The sequence below is a fragment of the Kitasatospora sp. NPDC059673 genome, assembly GCF_042734215.1.
Taxonomy (GTDB): Bacteria; Actinomycetota; Actinomycetes; order Streptomycetales; family Streptomycetaceae; genus Kitasatospora.
This window is the reverse complement of sequence record NZ_JBHWEN010000005.1, coordinates 194801-207725: the sequence shown is the minus strand read 5'-3', so window position 1 is coordinate 207725 and position 12925 is coordinate 194801. Positions and strand designations below refer to the sequence as shown.

Genomic DNA, 12925 nt, shown 5'->3' with positions numbered 1-12925 from the left:
TCGCAGGCCACGCCCACCGGTTCACCGACATCGCCCGCTCCCCCCACTCCCCCTGCTTCGCCCGCCGTGCCTGCTTCGCCCGCTCCGCCCGCCTCACCCGCTTCGCCCGCTTCCCCTGCCTCCCTCCCCCGCTTCGCCCGCCTCGCCGACCAACTCTCCGATCGAGCACGCCCGATGACCCGGGAGAACGCCCGATGATCTGTCCGAACTGCCGGACCGACCGACGCCAGCGCGAACGCACCGGACACACCTGCTCGCATTGCGGGAAGAAGTTCGCGCTGGACCCGAAGGTGGAGCCGGGACGGCTGCACGACCTCAAGTTCCGCGAGCTGGTGGCCAAGGGCACCGGCGACGGCCTGCGGATCACCGTCGAGCAGCTGTACTGGCTCAACGAGCGCCGCCTGCACCGGTACCCGACCCACGACGAGCGCGACGGCAGCGTCGTGGGGGGCGCCGTGCTGGCGGTGGTCGCGGTGATCACCGGCTCGCTGACGATCGGGATCGGCGGTTTCGCCTGGTTCCTGCTGGGCCCGGTCACGGTAATCGCCGTGAGCCTGGCCGTGCAGCAGTTCGTGGGCGCGGGGCGGCTGCGGTCCGATGTCCCGATGCGGCCGCACGTGTCCTTGAGCGACTTCGAGCGGCGGGTGATCGGCCGCTGGCGGGAGGTCTACCGCGAGCTGCCGGCCGGGCTGGTGGAGCACCCTGCGGGCGGTTCGAAGCCGACGACGGTCAAGGCGCAGGCCGTGGTGCTGTGCGAACTCCCGGCCGTGGCGGCGTTCCTGCGCACCAACAACTTCGCGGAGCGCCACCGGGTGCTGCTGGTCGAGGAGTTGGCGAAGGTTCCGGCCGCTCTGCCGGTGGTGGTGCTGCGCGATCTGTCGCTGAAGGCGCTGGCCCGCACGGTGGCGGTCCGGGAGGAGTTGCCCGGGCGCCGGGTGGTGGACTGCGGGCTCGCGCCGCGCGCGGTGTTCGCACCGGCGAAGGCGGTGCGACTGCGCGACGACGCGGGGCAGCGTCGGGCGCCGTCGGCCCTGGGCGCCTCGACGGGCTGGCGACGGCTGGCCGACCGGGAACGCGACTGGCTGGCGAACGGCTGGTACTCGCCGCTGATCAGCCTGCCTCCGCCGAAGCTGTTCGCGCTGGTCGAGAAGGCCGTCGAACGGGCCACCACCGCCCCGGTACCTGTGGCGGAAACCCCCGCCGAGACCCGGCGGCGCGCCGAACGGCTCGGCTTCCTCAGCTGGCCGCAGGCCCTGCCCGCGCGGCGACCGGCCAACGACGCCCCGTCGGCCCGACCCACGGACGGTGCCCGGTGATCTGCCCGAACTGCCGGGAGAGCGTGGGCCGGCGCGCACGTCACGGACACCGTTGCTCGCACTGCGGTCGGACCTTCGCGCTGGACCCGAAGGAGGAGCCCGGTCGCCTGCACGACCTCAAGTTCCACGAGCTGGTGGCCAAGGGCACCGGCGGCCGCCTGCGGATCACCGTCGAGCAGCTGTACTGGCTCAACGAGCGTCGCCTGTACGGGTTTCCGGGCCCGAAGGAGCACCGCGCGCACCTCGTGAGCGGCACTGTCTGGGCCGGGTGCGCGCTGGCGGGCGGCTCGGTGGCGGTCGGTGTCGGCAGGCGCGCCTGGTTCCTCGCCGTGGGCCTGCTCGCGGTGGCCGCGGCCACGCGCGCGGTGCGGGAGTTCCATGGGGCGTGGCGTGCGCGGGCCGGGGCTCCGTTCCGTCCGCGGCTGTCGCCCCTCAGGTTCCAGCTCCAGGTGATCGACCGCTGGCGGGAGGTCTACTTCGGGCTGCCGGACGGGCTGTTGGAGCACCCGCCGACCGTGTCGAAGCCGGGCACCGTCGAGGCCCGGGCCGTGCTGCTGTGCGAACTCCCCTCCGTGGCGGGCTTCTTGCGCGCCAACGAGTTTGCCGAACGCCACCAGGTGCTGCTGGTCGAGGAGTTGGGAAGCGTCCCGGCCGCTCTGCCGGTGGCGGTGCTGCGTGACCTGTCGCTGTCGGCGCTGGCCCGCACGACGGAGATCCGGGCGGCGCTGCCCGGGCGCCGGGTGGTGGACTGCGGGCTCGCACCGCGCGCGGTGTTCGAGCCCGCGAAGGTGGTGCGTCTTCGCGGACTTGCGCCGCGCGTGGTGTTCGAGCCCGGGAAGGCGGTGCGACTTCGCGAAATGAGCCGGCCGCACCTTCCAACGGCGCTGGCGTCCGCACCGGGCTGGCAGCGGTTGGCCGCGCAGGAACGGGACTGGCTGATGGCCGGCTGGCGCTCGCCGTTGATCACCATGCCGCCGGCGAAGCTGTTCGCCCTGGTCGAGAAGGCCGTCGAACGGGCCACCACCGCCCCCGCACCTGCGGTGGAAACCCCCGCCGAGACCCGGCGGCGCGCCGAACGGCTCGGCTTCCTCACCTGGCCCCCGGCCGAGCCGAAGGGCGGCGCCCGATGACGAAGGGACGCGGGTTGACCCCGATACCCGACCGACTGCTCGACCGGGCCGTGCGGCGGGCCGCCGAGCGCTGCGCCCGCCCGGGCCAACTCGCCTTCACCGCACGGCAGTTGTACTACGAGACCGACCGGACGCTGCTCCCGCTGCACCGAGGCCCGCACCGGCTGCGCTACACCACCCGGCCACTGCTGTCGGCGGAGCGCTTCGCGGCCTCGCTCGCCCGGCAGCCCCAACTGCCCGTGCTGCCGGACCTGGTGGAGCCCCGTCCGCACCGGCCGGGACCGGAGGGCGACCTGTACGACTACGCGTTCCCCCGGCTGCTGGTCTGCCAGGATCCGGCGATCGCCGCGATGCTGCTGGCCAACCGCCTGCACCTGGAGGGGGCTTGCCCGATCCTCACCCCGGAGCGACTGCCGTTGGACGCCCGGCTGCTGGCCGCGCTGGAGCGGGCGGAGGGCGCGGTGGTGCACGTGCTGCACGACGCCTCGCCCGCCGGGCTGGAACTGTTCCTACGGGTGCGCGAACACGCCGGTCCCCGGCTGCGGGTGCGCACCACGGGCCTGCTGCCGCGCCACGCCGCCGCCCTGCATCTGGCCGCGCTCGCCGGTCAACCCCGGTGCGACGCGGACGACTTGCCGTCGGAGCTGCCGGCTGCGGAGCGGGCCTGGCTGGCCCGGGGCCGGGTCGCGGAGCTCGCGGCGGTCCGCCCGGCCCGGCTGCTGCGGACCGTGCTGCGCACCGTCCGTGGCGGCGGATTCGCCCCACCCGCCCGTCCGGCCGCGCCCACCCGGGCCCGCGACACCGGCTTCCTGACCTGGCCGACGCCCTGACCCCCGAGGACTCTGGACGATGACCCAGCCACCCGAAATCACCTACAGCGACGAGCTGTTGGCCGACGGCACGGTGCACCGCCGGTACTCCGACGGCCGCAGCGAATGGCGCAGCCGCGGCACCGACGGCCGGATCCACTGGCGCGACGACCGGGGCGACTCGGGCACCGACGAGCGGCTGGGCCGCGACCTGGTCAAGCGCTCCCACGCCGACGGCCGGACCGGCTACGGGCGCGACATCGGCTACGGCCGCACGGTATGGGGCCAGGGCCGCTACGTGCTGGTCAATCGGAGCTCGTTCCCGGGCCGGCTCGGTGTGGTCCTGGGCGCGCTCGGCCTGGGCGCGGGCATCGCGGCCGTCCAGTACGCGCCGGAGCTGCTGTCGGCCGACGAGGAGGAGGAGTTGCGCCGCCAGGCCGAACGCGCCCGCAGCTCGGGCGGTGACGGCGGCGGCGGTGACGGCAGCGGCGGTGAGGGGGGTGGCGACGACAGCGGCGGTTTCGACGACGGGTTCGACGACCACGGCGGCTTCGGCACGGCCGGGGACGGCGACGACGGAAGCGACCCGGCGGACGGCGGCGCATGGGACGGGGACGACTTTGGCTGAGTCGCACCGCCTGGCCGCGCCCGCGCCCGCACCCGCCGGGGCGCGGGCCCCGCACCGCCCGGCCCGCTACACCGTACTGTCGCTGCCCGTGGCCGGCCCCCGGCCGCCCGAACCCGGCCTGGTGGCAGGCCCGTTCGAGACGCAGGGCCGCTGCGTGTCGGCGGCCCTGCTCGCCGGGGTGCCCGGGTTCGCGGACGGCCCGTTCACCGTGGACGGCCGCACCGCCATCGGTGAAGTCACCCTGCACAACCGGGACGAGCTGCATGCCGCCCTGGCCGCGACCGGACAGCCCACCGAACCCGGGTGCTCCGACGGGGAGTTGCTGCTGCGCTGCTGGCTGGCGCTCGGCCCGGACGGCCTGCGGGCGGCGGACGGCATGTTCACCCTCGCGGTGCTGGACGGCCCGGACCTGGTGCTGATCCGCGACCACATGGGCGCCCGCACGGCCTTCCACTGCCGCACCCGCGACGGCGGCTGGGCGGCGTCCAGCTCGCTCCGGCATCTGCGTCAACGCCCGGACGTGGACACCGGGTTGGACCTCGGCGCCGTCCGCTCCTTCCTCACCTTCGCCTACCTGCCGGGCACCGAGACGCTGCTGCGCGGGGTGTCCGAGCTGCTGCCCGGCAAGGTGACCCGCCTGGGCGCGGACGGCTCGGTGCGCGTCGAGGAGTTCTGGGAACCGCAGGCAGGTTCGGCTCTCACTGAGCTGACGGATCGTCACTATGCCTCTGTCCTGCGCGAGTTGCTGGATCGGGCAGTGGCCCGGCGGCTGCCGGACGGGCAGGACGTGGCGGTCCTGCTGTCCGGCGGGGTGGACAGTTCGCTGGTGACGGCACTGGCCGCCAGGCTGCACGACCGGCCGGTGCACACCTACTCGATCAGCTTCGGCAACGAACTGCCCAACGAACTGGGCTACTCGGGACTGGTCGCGGCGCACTGCGGCACCCGGCACCGGGTCCTGACCGTACCCGGCGAGCAGGTCGCGGCCCGGCTTGCCGACACTGTCGCACTGCTCGACAGCCCCGTCGGCGATCCGCTGACCGTGCCGAACCTGATGCTCGCCGAGGCCGTCGCGGGCGACGGGCTGAGCGTGTCGCTCAACGGTGAGGGCGGCGACCCGGTGTTCGGCGGGCCGAAGAACCTGCCGATGCTGGTGTTCGAGCTGCTCCGCGACGATCCGTCCGAACAGGCCCGCGCCGATGCCTACTTGCACACCTATCGCAAGTGCTGGGAGGACCTGCCGGTACTGCTCACCGGCGAGGCACTGGCCGGACTCGACGCGCTCGGCCCGGCCGCGCACCCGCGCCGCCACGTCGCACCGTATCTGTCGGACCGCCGAATGCCGTCGCTGCTCGACCAGTTGCTGCACTGCAACCTGCGCACCAAGGGCGCGCATCACATCCTCACCAAGGTCGAACGGCTCACCGCCTCCCAGGGCATCCAGGGCCGCTCCCCCCTGTTCGACCGGCAGGTGGTGGAGCACGCGTTCACGACCCCGCCCGCGCTCAAACTCCGTGCCACCGAGGAGAAATGGATCCTCAAGGAGGCGGTGCGCGACCTGCTGCCCGACACCGTCACCTACCGCCCCAAGAGCGGAATGCGGGTACCCGTGCAGCAGTGGCTGCGCGGCCCGCTCAGCGAACACACCCTCGACCTGCTGCTCGGCCCCACCGCCCGCGCCCGCGGCCTGTTCCGGGCCGACACCGTGGAAACCTGGATGCGCGGCGGCGGACTGCTGCTGCCCCGCCAGGGCGGCAAGCTGTGGCTGCTGCTCACCCTCGAACTCTGGCTGCGCGCCTACGACTTGTGACCCATGGAGCACCACCGATGAATCCGCCCGAACCGCGTCCCGGCGCCCCCGCCGCACCTCCGACGCCACTCACCCGCCAGAGATGACGGCCGCCAGGGCCACCCGGCCGGCCCGGTGAACCCGCCAGTCCCGCGCCGGGGCGGCAAGCCGCGACTGCCGCTCACCCTCGAACTCTGGCTGCGCACCCACGACTTGTGACACCGACGGAGAACGCCCGATGAAACTGACCGACCCGCGCACCGGCGCGCCCCGCCGCACCCTCGACGCCGCCCGCCCGCCGGAGGTGGCCGCCGCCGTCGCCACCGCCAGGGCCGCCCGGCCCGCCTGGTCCGCGCTCACCCCGCGCGAACGGCACCGCCGGCTCGCCGCACTCGCCGACCTGATCGAGCGCCACGCGGACGACTACCTGGCCGCCGAATGCGCGGGCACCGGCAAGCCCGACGCCGAGGCGGCCGGTGAAATCGCCGAGGTCGCCGACCTGTTCCGGTTCTACGGCGGCGCGGTGCGGGCCGGCACCTCCCCCGCCGCGGGCGACTATCTGGCCGGGCACCAGAGTTGGGTCCGCTGGGAGCCGGTCGGCGTGGTCGCGGCCATCGTGCCGTGGAACTACCCGCTGCTGATGGCCGGTTGGCGCTGCGCCCCCGCCCTCGCGGCGGGCAACACGGTGGTCCTCAAGCCCGCCGAGACCACCCCCGACAGCGCGTTGCTGCTCGCCGAGCACGCCGAACAGGCCCTCGGGCCGGGCGTGTTGACCGCACTGCCGGGCGACCGGGAGACCGGCCGGCTGCTGGTCTCGGCCGGCTGCGACCTGATCGCCTTCACCGGCAGCCCCACCGCAGGCACCGACATCACCGCCCGCGCCGGCCTCACCCCCGTCAGCCTCGAACTCGGCGGCAACAGCCCGGTGTTGGTCCTGCCCGACGCGCCCGCCGACACCTGGCGGCAACTCGCCGCCGCCTGCACCTACAACGCCGGCCAGAGCTGCGCCGCCCCCGCCAGGGTCATCGTCCTCGACGAGACGTACCAGCACGCCGTGACCGCGCTCGCCGCCGCGATGGCCAAACGCCACGCCGGACGCGACTTCGGCCCGCTCAACAACCCCGACCAGGCGGCCCGTTACGACCGGATCGTGGCGCAGTCCGGCGCCCGCGTCGTCCACTCCGCCCCTGGCCGCACCGACGGACTGTGGCGGCCCGCGACCGTCCTCGCCGACCTGCCCGCCGACGACCCGGCCGTGGTCGAGGAGGTCTTCGGCCCGTTGCTCACCGTCCAACGCGCCGCCACCCTCGACCAGGCCGTCGCCCTCGCCGAGTCCGTCCCCCAGGCCCTCGCCGCCTCCGTCTGGACCACCGACCTCACCACCGGCCTCGCCCTCACCGACCGCCTCTCCGCCGGCGAAGTCTGGCTCAACTGCCACCTCGCCCAATCCGCCGAACTCCCCCACAGCGGCCGCCGGGGCAGCGGCGCGGGCACCGACCTGTCCACCCTGGCCCTGCGCGAATACCAGCGCCCCAAGACGGTGACGGCCCGCCTGACCTGACCGGACCGGCCCCGACGACAGCGGAGCCCGGACGGCACACCCGCCGGTTCAGTCCGGGAGGGCGGCGAGCCAGGCGGTCAGCAGCCGGTTGACCTCCTCGGGGCGCTCCTGCTGGATCCAGTGCCCGCAGCCGTCCAGGATGTGAGCGGAGGTCAGGGCGGGGAGGGTGGCCGGGTAGGCGTCGATCGCGTCGGCCATCCAGGTCGTGGAGGCGTCCAGGGCGCCGCCGATGAACAGGGACGGCTGTGTGATCGGGGCTCCGTCGTACGGGGCGAGGTCCTCCCAGTCACGGTCCATGGTGCGGTAGCGGTTGAGGGCCCCGGTCATGCCGGTGCGCTCGAACTCCCCGGCGTACACGTCGAGGTCGTCCTCGGTCAGCCAGGCGGGCAGCTTGCCGCCGGGGAAGCGGTCGCGCAGCCGGCCGCCGGCGCGGGTCACGAAGTGCGGGTCGGGCTCGCCCTGGGCGGGCATGGTGTCGGCGGACAGGGCCGCGTAGAAGCCCGCGAGCCAGCCCCGGAGGTCGGGCTCCATCTCTGCTTCGGCCCGGCCGGGCTCCTGGAAGTAGGAGACGTAGAACTCCTGGTCGCCGCCCATCTGCGCGAAGACCTCGGTAGGGCGGGGGCCGCCGGGCGGCGCGTAGGGGACGCTCAGCAGTCCGACGGCGCGGAAGATCTCGGGGTGGAGCAGGGCGGAGGCCGCCGCGATGCTGGAGCCCCAGTCGTGCCCGACGACCACCGCCTGCTCCTCGCCCAGGGCGCGCACCAGGGCGACGTTGTCCTCCACCAGGTCGAGCATCCGGTAGGCGTCCGTCGCGGCCGGCTTGGAGGAGCGGCCGTAGCCGCGTACGTCGAGCGCCACGGCCCGGTACCCCGCCGCCGCGAGGGCCGGGAGCTGGCGGCGCCAGGAGTACCAGGACTCGGGGAAGCCGTGGACGAGCAGGACCAGCGGTCCGGTGCCCTGTTCGACAAGGTGCAGGCGCCCGGCGGGTGCCTCGATGGTGCGGTGGCGCAGGTCGGCGGACGGCGCGGGCTGGTGCATCGCTTCTCCTCGGTTGACGGGCGGCCTCGGTTACCCGCCGATCATGCGGCGCGGCGGCCGCGCGACGCGAACACCCTTGCCATTCTGGCAAACTGGCAGGACAGGGTGGCGGAGACGGCACGGCCAAAGGGAGCGGGGCGATGGTGACGGACGACGGCACGGCCGAAACGCTGGCGGCCATGGGCCCCCGGCTGCGGACGGCGCGCGAGCAGCGCGGCGCCACACTCACCGGCGTCAGCCGCGCGACCGGCATCTCGCTGAGCACGCTGTCGCGGATCGAGACCGGCCGGCGCAAGCCCACCCTGGAGGTGCTGCTGCAGCTCGCGAAGGCGTACGACGTCTCCCTGGACGAGCTGGCCGGCACCGCACCCGCCGCGTCACCCGGACCGCGCACCCCGGTGCCGCGGCGTTCCGGCAACGACAAGGCGGTGCTACCGCTGACCAGGTACGTCGGGGGCCTGCACGCCCACAAGCACGTCCTGCCCGCCATCGACGCGCCGCCAACGCGGCCGCGGCAGACCTCCCACGACGGGTACGAATGGCTGTGCGTCCTGTACGGGCGGCTGTGGCTGGCGCTCGGCGAGCAGGACCTGGTGCTGAGCGCCGGCGACGTGGCCGAGTTCGACACCCGCACCGCCCACGGAGTCGCGAACGCCGGGCCCGGCGGACCGGTCGAATATCTGATCATGTTCGGACCCCAGGGGGAACGCCTACGATCGCGCACCCCGGCCCCCGACCGCCGGGCCGGGCCGTAGTGCGCGATCGCGTCGCCGAGCACGTTTTCCGATGTTCCAGGTAACTGCTGCCCCGATCCACTCGCGCCCCGCCGACTGCACAGCGGGTGGCGGGGGCGCGAGTGGCAGAGCGCGGTGCCGCGGTGGGGTGTTCTGCTCTACTGCCAGACCGGGGCGTCCATGACCAGGTTGCCGCTGGAGTCGAAGACGTACGCCCGCGCGGCAGTCACGTTCGTGCCGTCGATCATGTCGGTCCAGGGCGCTCCGGAACCGCTGTACCCGGAATAGGGCCAGTCGGTGCACGCCTCAACGAGGCTGCCGGTGTTGTCCGGCCCGGGGTAGCACATGAACTCCCGTGCGCCGTTGCTGTCGGTGGTCTGGATGTCGACGTACAGCCTGTACCCGGCGTTGCGGGCGGCCTGCGTCAGCTGAGCGGCCGACCAGTTGGCCTTGCAGCTGCTGGAGTAGTCGTTCCACACGGTCGCCAGCTGCACGCCGTCCCGGATGACGTAGGCCGTTTTCACGTCCGTGGCCCAGCAGCCGACCGCGCCGTGGTCCCGCCCGGCGCACGAGGACGCCCAGCAGCCGGCCGCCGAGGCGGTCGGCGCGGTGACCAGGAGGCCGGCGGTGGCGAGGGTGGTCGCCACGAGGACGCCCAGGATTCTCTTGGCGGTGCGCATGTCCTTCTCCTTCGGTTCGGTTGCTGTCCCGGCACCCGCTGCTCTGCCGGATGTCCGGCCGCAGCAGGCGGATGCCGGCGTCGGCTTTGCCTCCGGCCGCTGCTGCCGCGTGGCCGGTGGAGTGGAGTCATGACAGCAGCACCGGAGCGCGCGCGGCAGGGCCGGTGCGCGCCGGGTGAACAAAGGTGGACAATCCCGGGGACGTGACCTGGCGTGTTCCTCGGGGCCTGTCAGGAGACGCCGTTGACATGCGCGAACAACGCCAAACAATGGGACAGAGCACCCACTTCGAGGGCAGAGGGAGGGGCACGTGGCGCGCAGACAGACTCCGCTGGAGGGCACCGGCGCGGTGGTCCGGTTCGCCGAGCGCTTACGGGCCACCCGGGAGGAAGCCGGGTTGACCCTGCGCCAGCTGGCCAAGCGTTCGGGATTCTCCCCCACCACGCTGTCGATCGCCGAGGGTGGGAAGAAGATGCCCTCCTGGGACGTGACCGCCGCATTCGTCGCCGGCTGCGGTGTCACGGACACAGAACGCTGGCGAGGTCTGTGGGAGTCGGCACAGGACGGCGAGGCTCGACCCGCCCGGCCGGATACGGGAGACAACTCCGGTCCGGAGCCACCGAAGTGGGAACCGGAGAGCCCGGAGCCGACAGTCCTGGTACGGACCCGCTGGTGGCCGTTGATCGTGGCGGTTCTCTGCTCCTCTGTCCTCACCGCGACCGTGACCGTGCTGCTCGTACCGAACGACGCCGCCCCCAACCACGCGTCGCTCGCATCCAGTTACCCGCCCGGCAACGATCCCGTCCCGACCGAAGCATGCGGCGGGGAGGTGATCGGCTACGGCTGCCAGGGCAAGGAGCCGAACGAGACCCCGTGCTGGGGTGAAGGGGCACAGCGCGGAAAGATCACCGCGATCGTCAACGAGGGCCAGTCCGTGGGAAGCCTGGAGAACTGGTACTCGCCGAGATGCGGCACCAACTGGGCGACACTGCACATCCCGGCCGGCTGGCAGGGGCGGATCGAGATCGTCGCCCAGACCGACAAAGCATGCTTCCCCACCGACTGCCAGGCGCTGTACGGGAAAACGCCGCCGTTCTGGACCACCATGGTGTTCGGGATGAACAATCCGGTGAGCGCGCGCGGCTACGTTCAGTTCCCGAACGGGGAGATCAAGGAGTTCAGAGCCGAGACAACCTGACCGGACCGCACAGTGCCGCCTGGGGCTGATGGCAGCTCCGCTGTCAAAGGTCAAAGGCACCCCACCCCGAGCCGCTCCCGCGCCACGATGCCCCCACGTACCTGCACCGGGACGGCGGCGCTGCCGATTTCCGCGCAAGCCGGCGCACCGGCGGTCCGGTTCGGTGCGTGAATCGTCTCCCCCGTGCCCCCCCGGGTCCCCTCGCCGTGCGGCTGCCACCGGCCGGGTCGAGCCCACGGAGGAAGAACTGAACTGGCGGGCTGGCGAAGTGAATTGACGGGGCGGCTTGTCGTCAGCGGACAGCGCGGGCCAGCGCGGCGGCGATCAGGTCGGCGCGGGCGGGGACGGGCGCGGGCGGGACGTCGATCAGGTGGAAGCCGAAGTGCCGGTAACTGTCGCGGTGGACGCGCTCGAAGTCCAGTGAGGCGCGGTAGTCGATCCGCCGGGCGGCGGTGCGGGTGACGAATCCGATCGGGCGGATCAGGAACACCTCGCGCCGGTAGGCCCGGGTGTCGACGATCCGCTCCAGTTCGGCGGTGAGCGCGGGCGGCACGGGGCGGCCGAGGTACACGGCCAGGGCGTGGGTGCACACCGGCGAGCGGTCGAACAGCCGGTCGTGGCCGGGCGGCGGGGCGGGCCGCTGCCGGGCCTGTTGCAGGGCGAGCACCCGGTCCACGAAGCCATCCGCGGTCCACGGCTCCGGGTCGCCCGCGGCCTGCTCCCGGGCGATGACCTCGGTCGCGGCCTCGGGCACCACCTCGTGGCCGCGGGCGGCGAGTTCGCGCAGCACGGTGGTCTTTCCGGCGCCGGGCGCGCCCGTGAGGATCCAGCGGGCCATGACGAACGGTCAACTCCATTCGGTCTCCGGGCAGCAGCCGCAGCTGCTGGTTCGTCAGCGTAGCCTGCGGGGCCGCCGGGCGGGTGAGGGCCGGTTCGTGGGGAGCGGGCGAGGGGAACGGCTGGCGGGGTGAACGGTGGTGGCGGAGTGATGCTGGCGGTGTCAAGCACCCGGCGGGTGTTCGACGAGGGGTGGCTGCTGGAGCGGAAGTGGGACGGGATCCGGGCGCTGGCAGTGCGGGACGGGTCACGGGTGACCCTGCGATCGCGGACCGGACAGCAACTGGAAAGCGCTTACCCGGAGCTGGTGGCGGCGCTCGCCGCGCAGCCGGTGCCGCGCTTCGCGGTGGACGGCGAGATCGTCGCCTTCGAGGGCGGGCGGACCAGTTTCGCCCGGCTCCAGCAGCGGATGGGGCTGCACGATCCGGCACGCGCGCTGGCCAGCGGCGTCGCGGTCGAGTACGTGCTGTTCGACCTGCTGGCCCTGCAGGGGCACGACACCACGGGGCTGCCACTGCTGGACCGCAAGCAACTCCTCACCGAGGCAATCGAGTTCGAGCTGCCGCTGAGGTTCTCCGAGCACACCGCCGCCGAACCGGGCGTTCCCGTCCCGCTCTCCGAGGCGTGCGCGCACGGCTGGGAGGGCCTGATCGCCAAGCGCGCGGCCGGCCGGTACGTGGCCGCCCGGTCCGGCGACTGGCTCAAGCTCAAGTGCGAGCGCGGGCAGGAGTTCGTGGTCGGCGGCTGGACCGAACCGGCAGGCAGCCGCGAGGCGTTCGGCGCGCTGCTGCTCGGCTACCACGAGCGGGGCCAGGAGCGCGGCCAAGAACGCGGCCAAGAACGGGGCCAGGAACGGGGCCAGGAACGCGACCAGAAGCATGGCGCCGAACCCGGCCGACTGCGCTACGCGGGCAAGGTCGGCACCGGCTTCGACACCCGCACGCTGCGCGCCCTGCACCGCGTCCTGCTCCAACTCGCCTCCCCCGTCAGCCCGTTCGAGACCGCCGAGGAGGTACCGACGCGCACCTCGCACTGGGTGCGGCCCGAACTGGTGGTGCAGGTCGGCTTCACCGAGTGGACCCGCGACGGCCGGCTCCGCGCGCCCCGCTACCAGGGCGTGCGCACCGACCGCCCGGCCGCCGAGGTGGTCCGCGAGCCCCCGGCCTGACGCGCACGGCCCGACCCGCCCGACCCGCCGCCCATGC

The 12925-nt window shown here is 73.5% G+C and carries 12 protein-coding genes; 9 read left to right on the top strand and 3 right to left on the bottom strand.

What is annotated here, in order from left to right; genetic code table 11:
- Nucleotides 1-194 precede the first annotated feature (194 nt).
- The 6 genes from ACFV18_RS08860 (at nucleotide 195) to ACFV18_RS08835 (ending at nucleotide 7233) form a co-directional block, all read left to right on the top strand.
- A complete protein-coding gene (locus ACFV18_RS08860; RefSeq protein ID WP_380480770.1) occupies nucleotides 195-1316 on the top strand; it encodes a hypothetical protein in 1122 nt (373 codons plus the stop codon).
- Nucleotides 1313-2446, top strand: a complete 1134-nt coding sequence (locus ACFV18_RS08855; RefSeq protein ID WP_380480768.1) for a hypothetical protein — start codon at nucleotides 1313-1315, stop codon at nucleotides 2444-2446. The genes ACFV18_RS08860 and ACFV18_RS08855 overlap by 4 nt, the downstream gene beginning before the upstream one ends.
- Nucleotides 2443-3276, top strand: coding sequence for a hypothetical protein (locus ACFV18_RS08850; protein ID WP_380480766.1), 834 nt, complete (start codon nucleotides 2443-2445; stop codon nucleotides 3274-3276). The genes ACFV18_RS08855 and ACFV18_RS08850 overlap by 4 nt, the downstream gene beginning before the upstream one ends.
- Nucleotides 3277-3295: 19 nt before the next feature.
- On the top strand, nucleotides 3296-3883 hold the full coding sequence (locus ACFV18_RS08845; RefSeq protein ID WP_380480764.1) for a hypothetical protein: 588 nt from the start codon (nucleotides 3296-3298) through the stop codon (nucleotides 3881-3883).
- Nucleotides 3876-5693, top strand: coding sequence for an asparagine synthetase B family protein (locus ACFV18_RS08840; protein ID WP_380480762.1), 1818 nt, complete (start codon nucleotides 3876-3878; stop codon nucleotides 5691-5693). The genes ACFV18_RS08845 and ACFV18_RS08840 overlap by 8 nt, the downstream gene beginning before the upstream one ends.
- 217 nt (nucleotides 5694-5910) lie before the next feature.
- On the top strand, nucleotides 5911-7233 hold the full coding sequence (locus tag ACFV18_RS08835; protein WP_380480760.1) for an aldehyde dehydrogenase family protein: 1323 nt from the start codon (nucleotides 5911-5913) through the stop codon (nucleotides 7231-7233).
- A 48-nt stretch (nucleotides 7234-7281) separates the two neighbouring features.
- On the opposite strand, the gene ACFV18_RS08830 is transcribed toward ACFV18_RS08835, so the two are convergent.
- Nucleotides 7282-8271: an alpha/beta fold hydrolase gene (locus ACFV18_RS08830; protein WP_380480758.1), complete on the bottom strand. Its 990-nt coding sequence runs from the start codon at nucleotides 8269-8271 to the stop codon at nucleotides 7282-7284.
- A gap of 140 nt (nucleotides 8272-8411) precedes the next feature.
- Between ACFV18_RS08830 and ACFV18_RS08825 the strand changes: the two genes are divergently transcribed.
- Nucleotides 8412-9026, top strand: a complete 615-nt coding sequence (locus ACFV18_RS08825; protein WP_380480756.1) for a helix-turn-helix domain-containing protein — start codon at nucleotides 8412-8414, stop codon at nucleotides 9024-9026.
- 137 nt (nucleotides 9027-9163) lie between these two features.
- Here the strand turns inward: ACFV18_RS08825 and ACFV18_RS08820 are convergent, their stop codons facing one another.
- Nucleotides 9164-9685: a hypothetical protein gene (locus ACFV18_RS08820; RefSeq protein ID WP_380480754.1), complete on the bottom strand. Its 522-nt coding sequence runs from the start codon at nucleotides 9683-9685 to the stop codon at nucleotides 9164-9166.
- A gap of 310 nt (nucleotides 9686-9995) precedes the next feature.
- On the opposite strand from ACFV18_RS08820, the gene ACFV18_RS08815 reads away from it, so the two are divergent.
- A complete protein-coding gene (locus ACFV18_RS08815) occupies nucleotides 9996-10883 on the top strand; it encodes a helix-turn-helix domain-containing protein (RefSeq protein WP_380480752.1) in 888 nt (295 codons plus the stop codon).
- A gap of 292 nt (nucleotides 10884-11175) precedes the next feature.
- Here the strand turns inward: ACFV18_RS08815 and ACFV18_RS08810 are convergent, their stop codons facing one another.
- The gene (locus ACFV18_RS08810) at nucleotides 11176-11721 is read right to left on the bottom strand and encodes an AAA family ATPase (protein WP_380480750.1); all 546 of its coding nucleotides are present in this window, start codon (nucleotides 11719-11721) and stop codon (nucleotides 11176-11178) included.
- 150 nt (nucleotides 11722-11871) lie between these two features.
- On the opposite strand from ACFV18_RS08810, the gene ACFV18_RS08805 reads away from it, so the two are divergent.
- Nucleotides 11872-12888 (top strand): ATP-dependent DNA ligase, encoded by a 1017-nt coding sequence (locus ACFV18_RS08805; protein WP_380480749.1) that lies wholly within the window; start codon nucleotides 11872-11874, stop codon nucleotides 12886-12888.
- The last annotated feature ends 37 nt before the right edge of the window (nucleotides 12889-12925 follow it).

Coding starts and splice junctions, on each gene's coding strand:
- ACFV18_RS08835 (WP_380480760.1), top strand. CDS start 5,911: ATGAAACTGACCGACCCGCGCACCGGCGCGCCCCGCCGCACCCTCGAC.
- ACFV18_RS08805 (WP_380480749.1), top strand. CDS start 11,872: ATGCTGGCGGTGTCAAGCACCCGGCGGGTGTTCGACGAGGGGTGGCTG.
- ACFV18_RS08830 (WP_380480758.1), bottom strand. CDS start 8,271: ATGCACCAGCCCGCGCCGTCCGCCGACCTGCGCCACCGCACCATCGAG.
- ACFV18_RS08825 (WP_380480756.1), top strand. CDS start 8,412: ATGGTGACGGACGACGGCACGGCCGAAACGCTGGCGGCCATGGGCCCC.
- ACFV18_RS08810 (WP_380480750.1), bottom strand. CDS start 11,721: ATGGCCCGCTGGATCCTCACGGGCGCGCCCGGCGCCGGAAAGACCACC.
- ACFV18_RS08845 (WP_380480764.1), top strand. CDS start 3,296: ATGACCCAGCCACCCGAAATCACCTACAGCGACGAGCTGTTGGCCGAC.
- ACFV18_RS08850 (WP_380480766.1), top strand. CDS start 2,443: ATGACGAAGGGACGCGGGTTGACCCCGATACCCGACCGACTGCTCGAC.
- ACFV18_RS08820 (WP_380480754.1), bottom strand. CDS start 9,685: ATGCGCACCGCCAAGAGAATCCTGGGCGTCCTCGTGGCGACCACCCTC.
- ACFV18_RS08860 (WP_380480770.1), top strand. CDS start 195: ATGATCTGTCCGAACTGCCGGACCGACCGACGCCAGCGCGAACGCACC.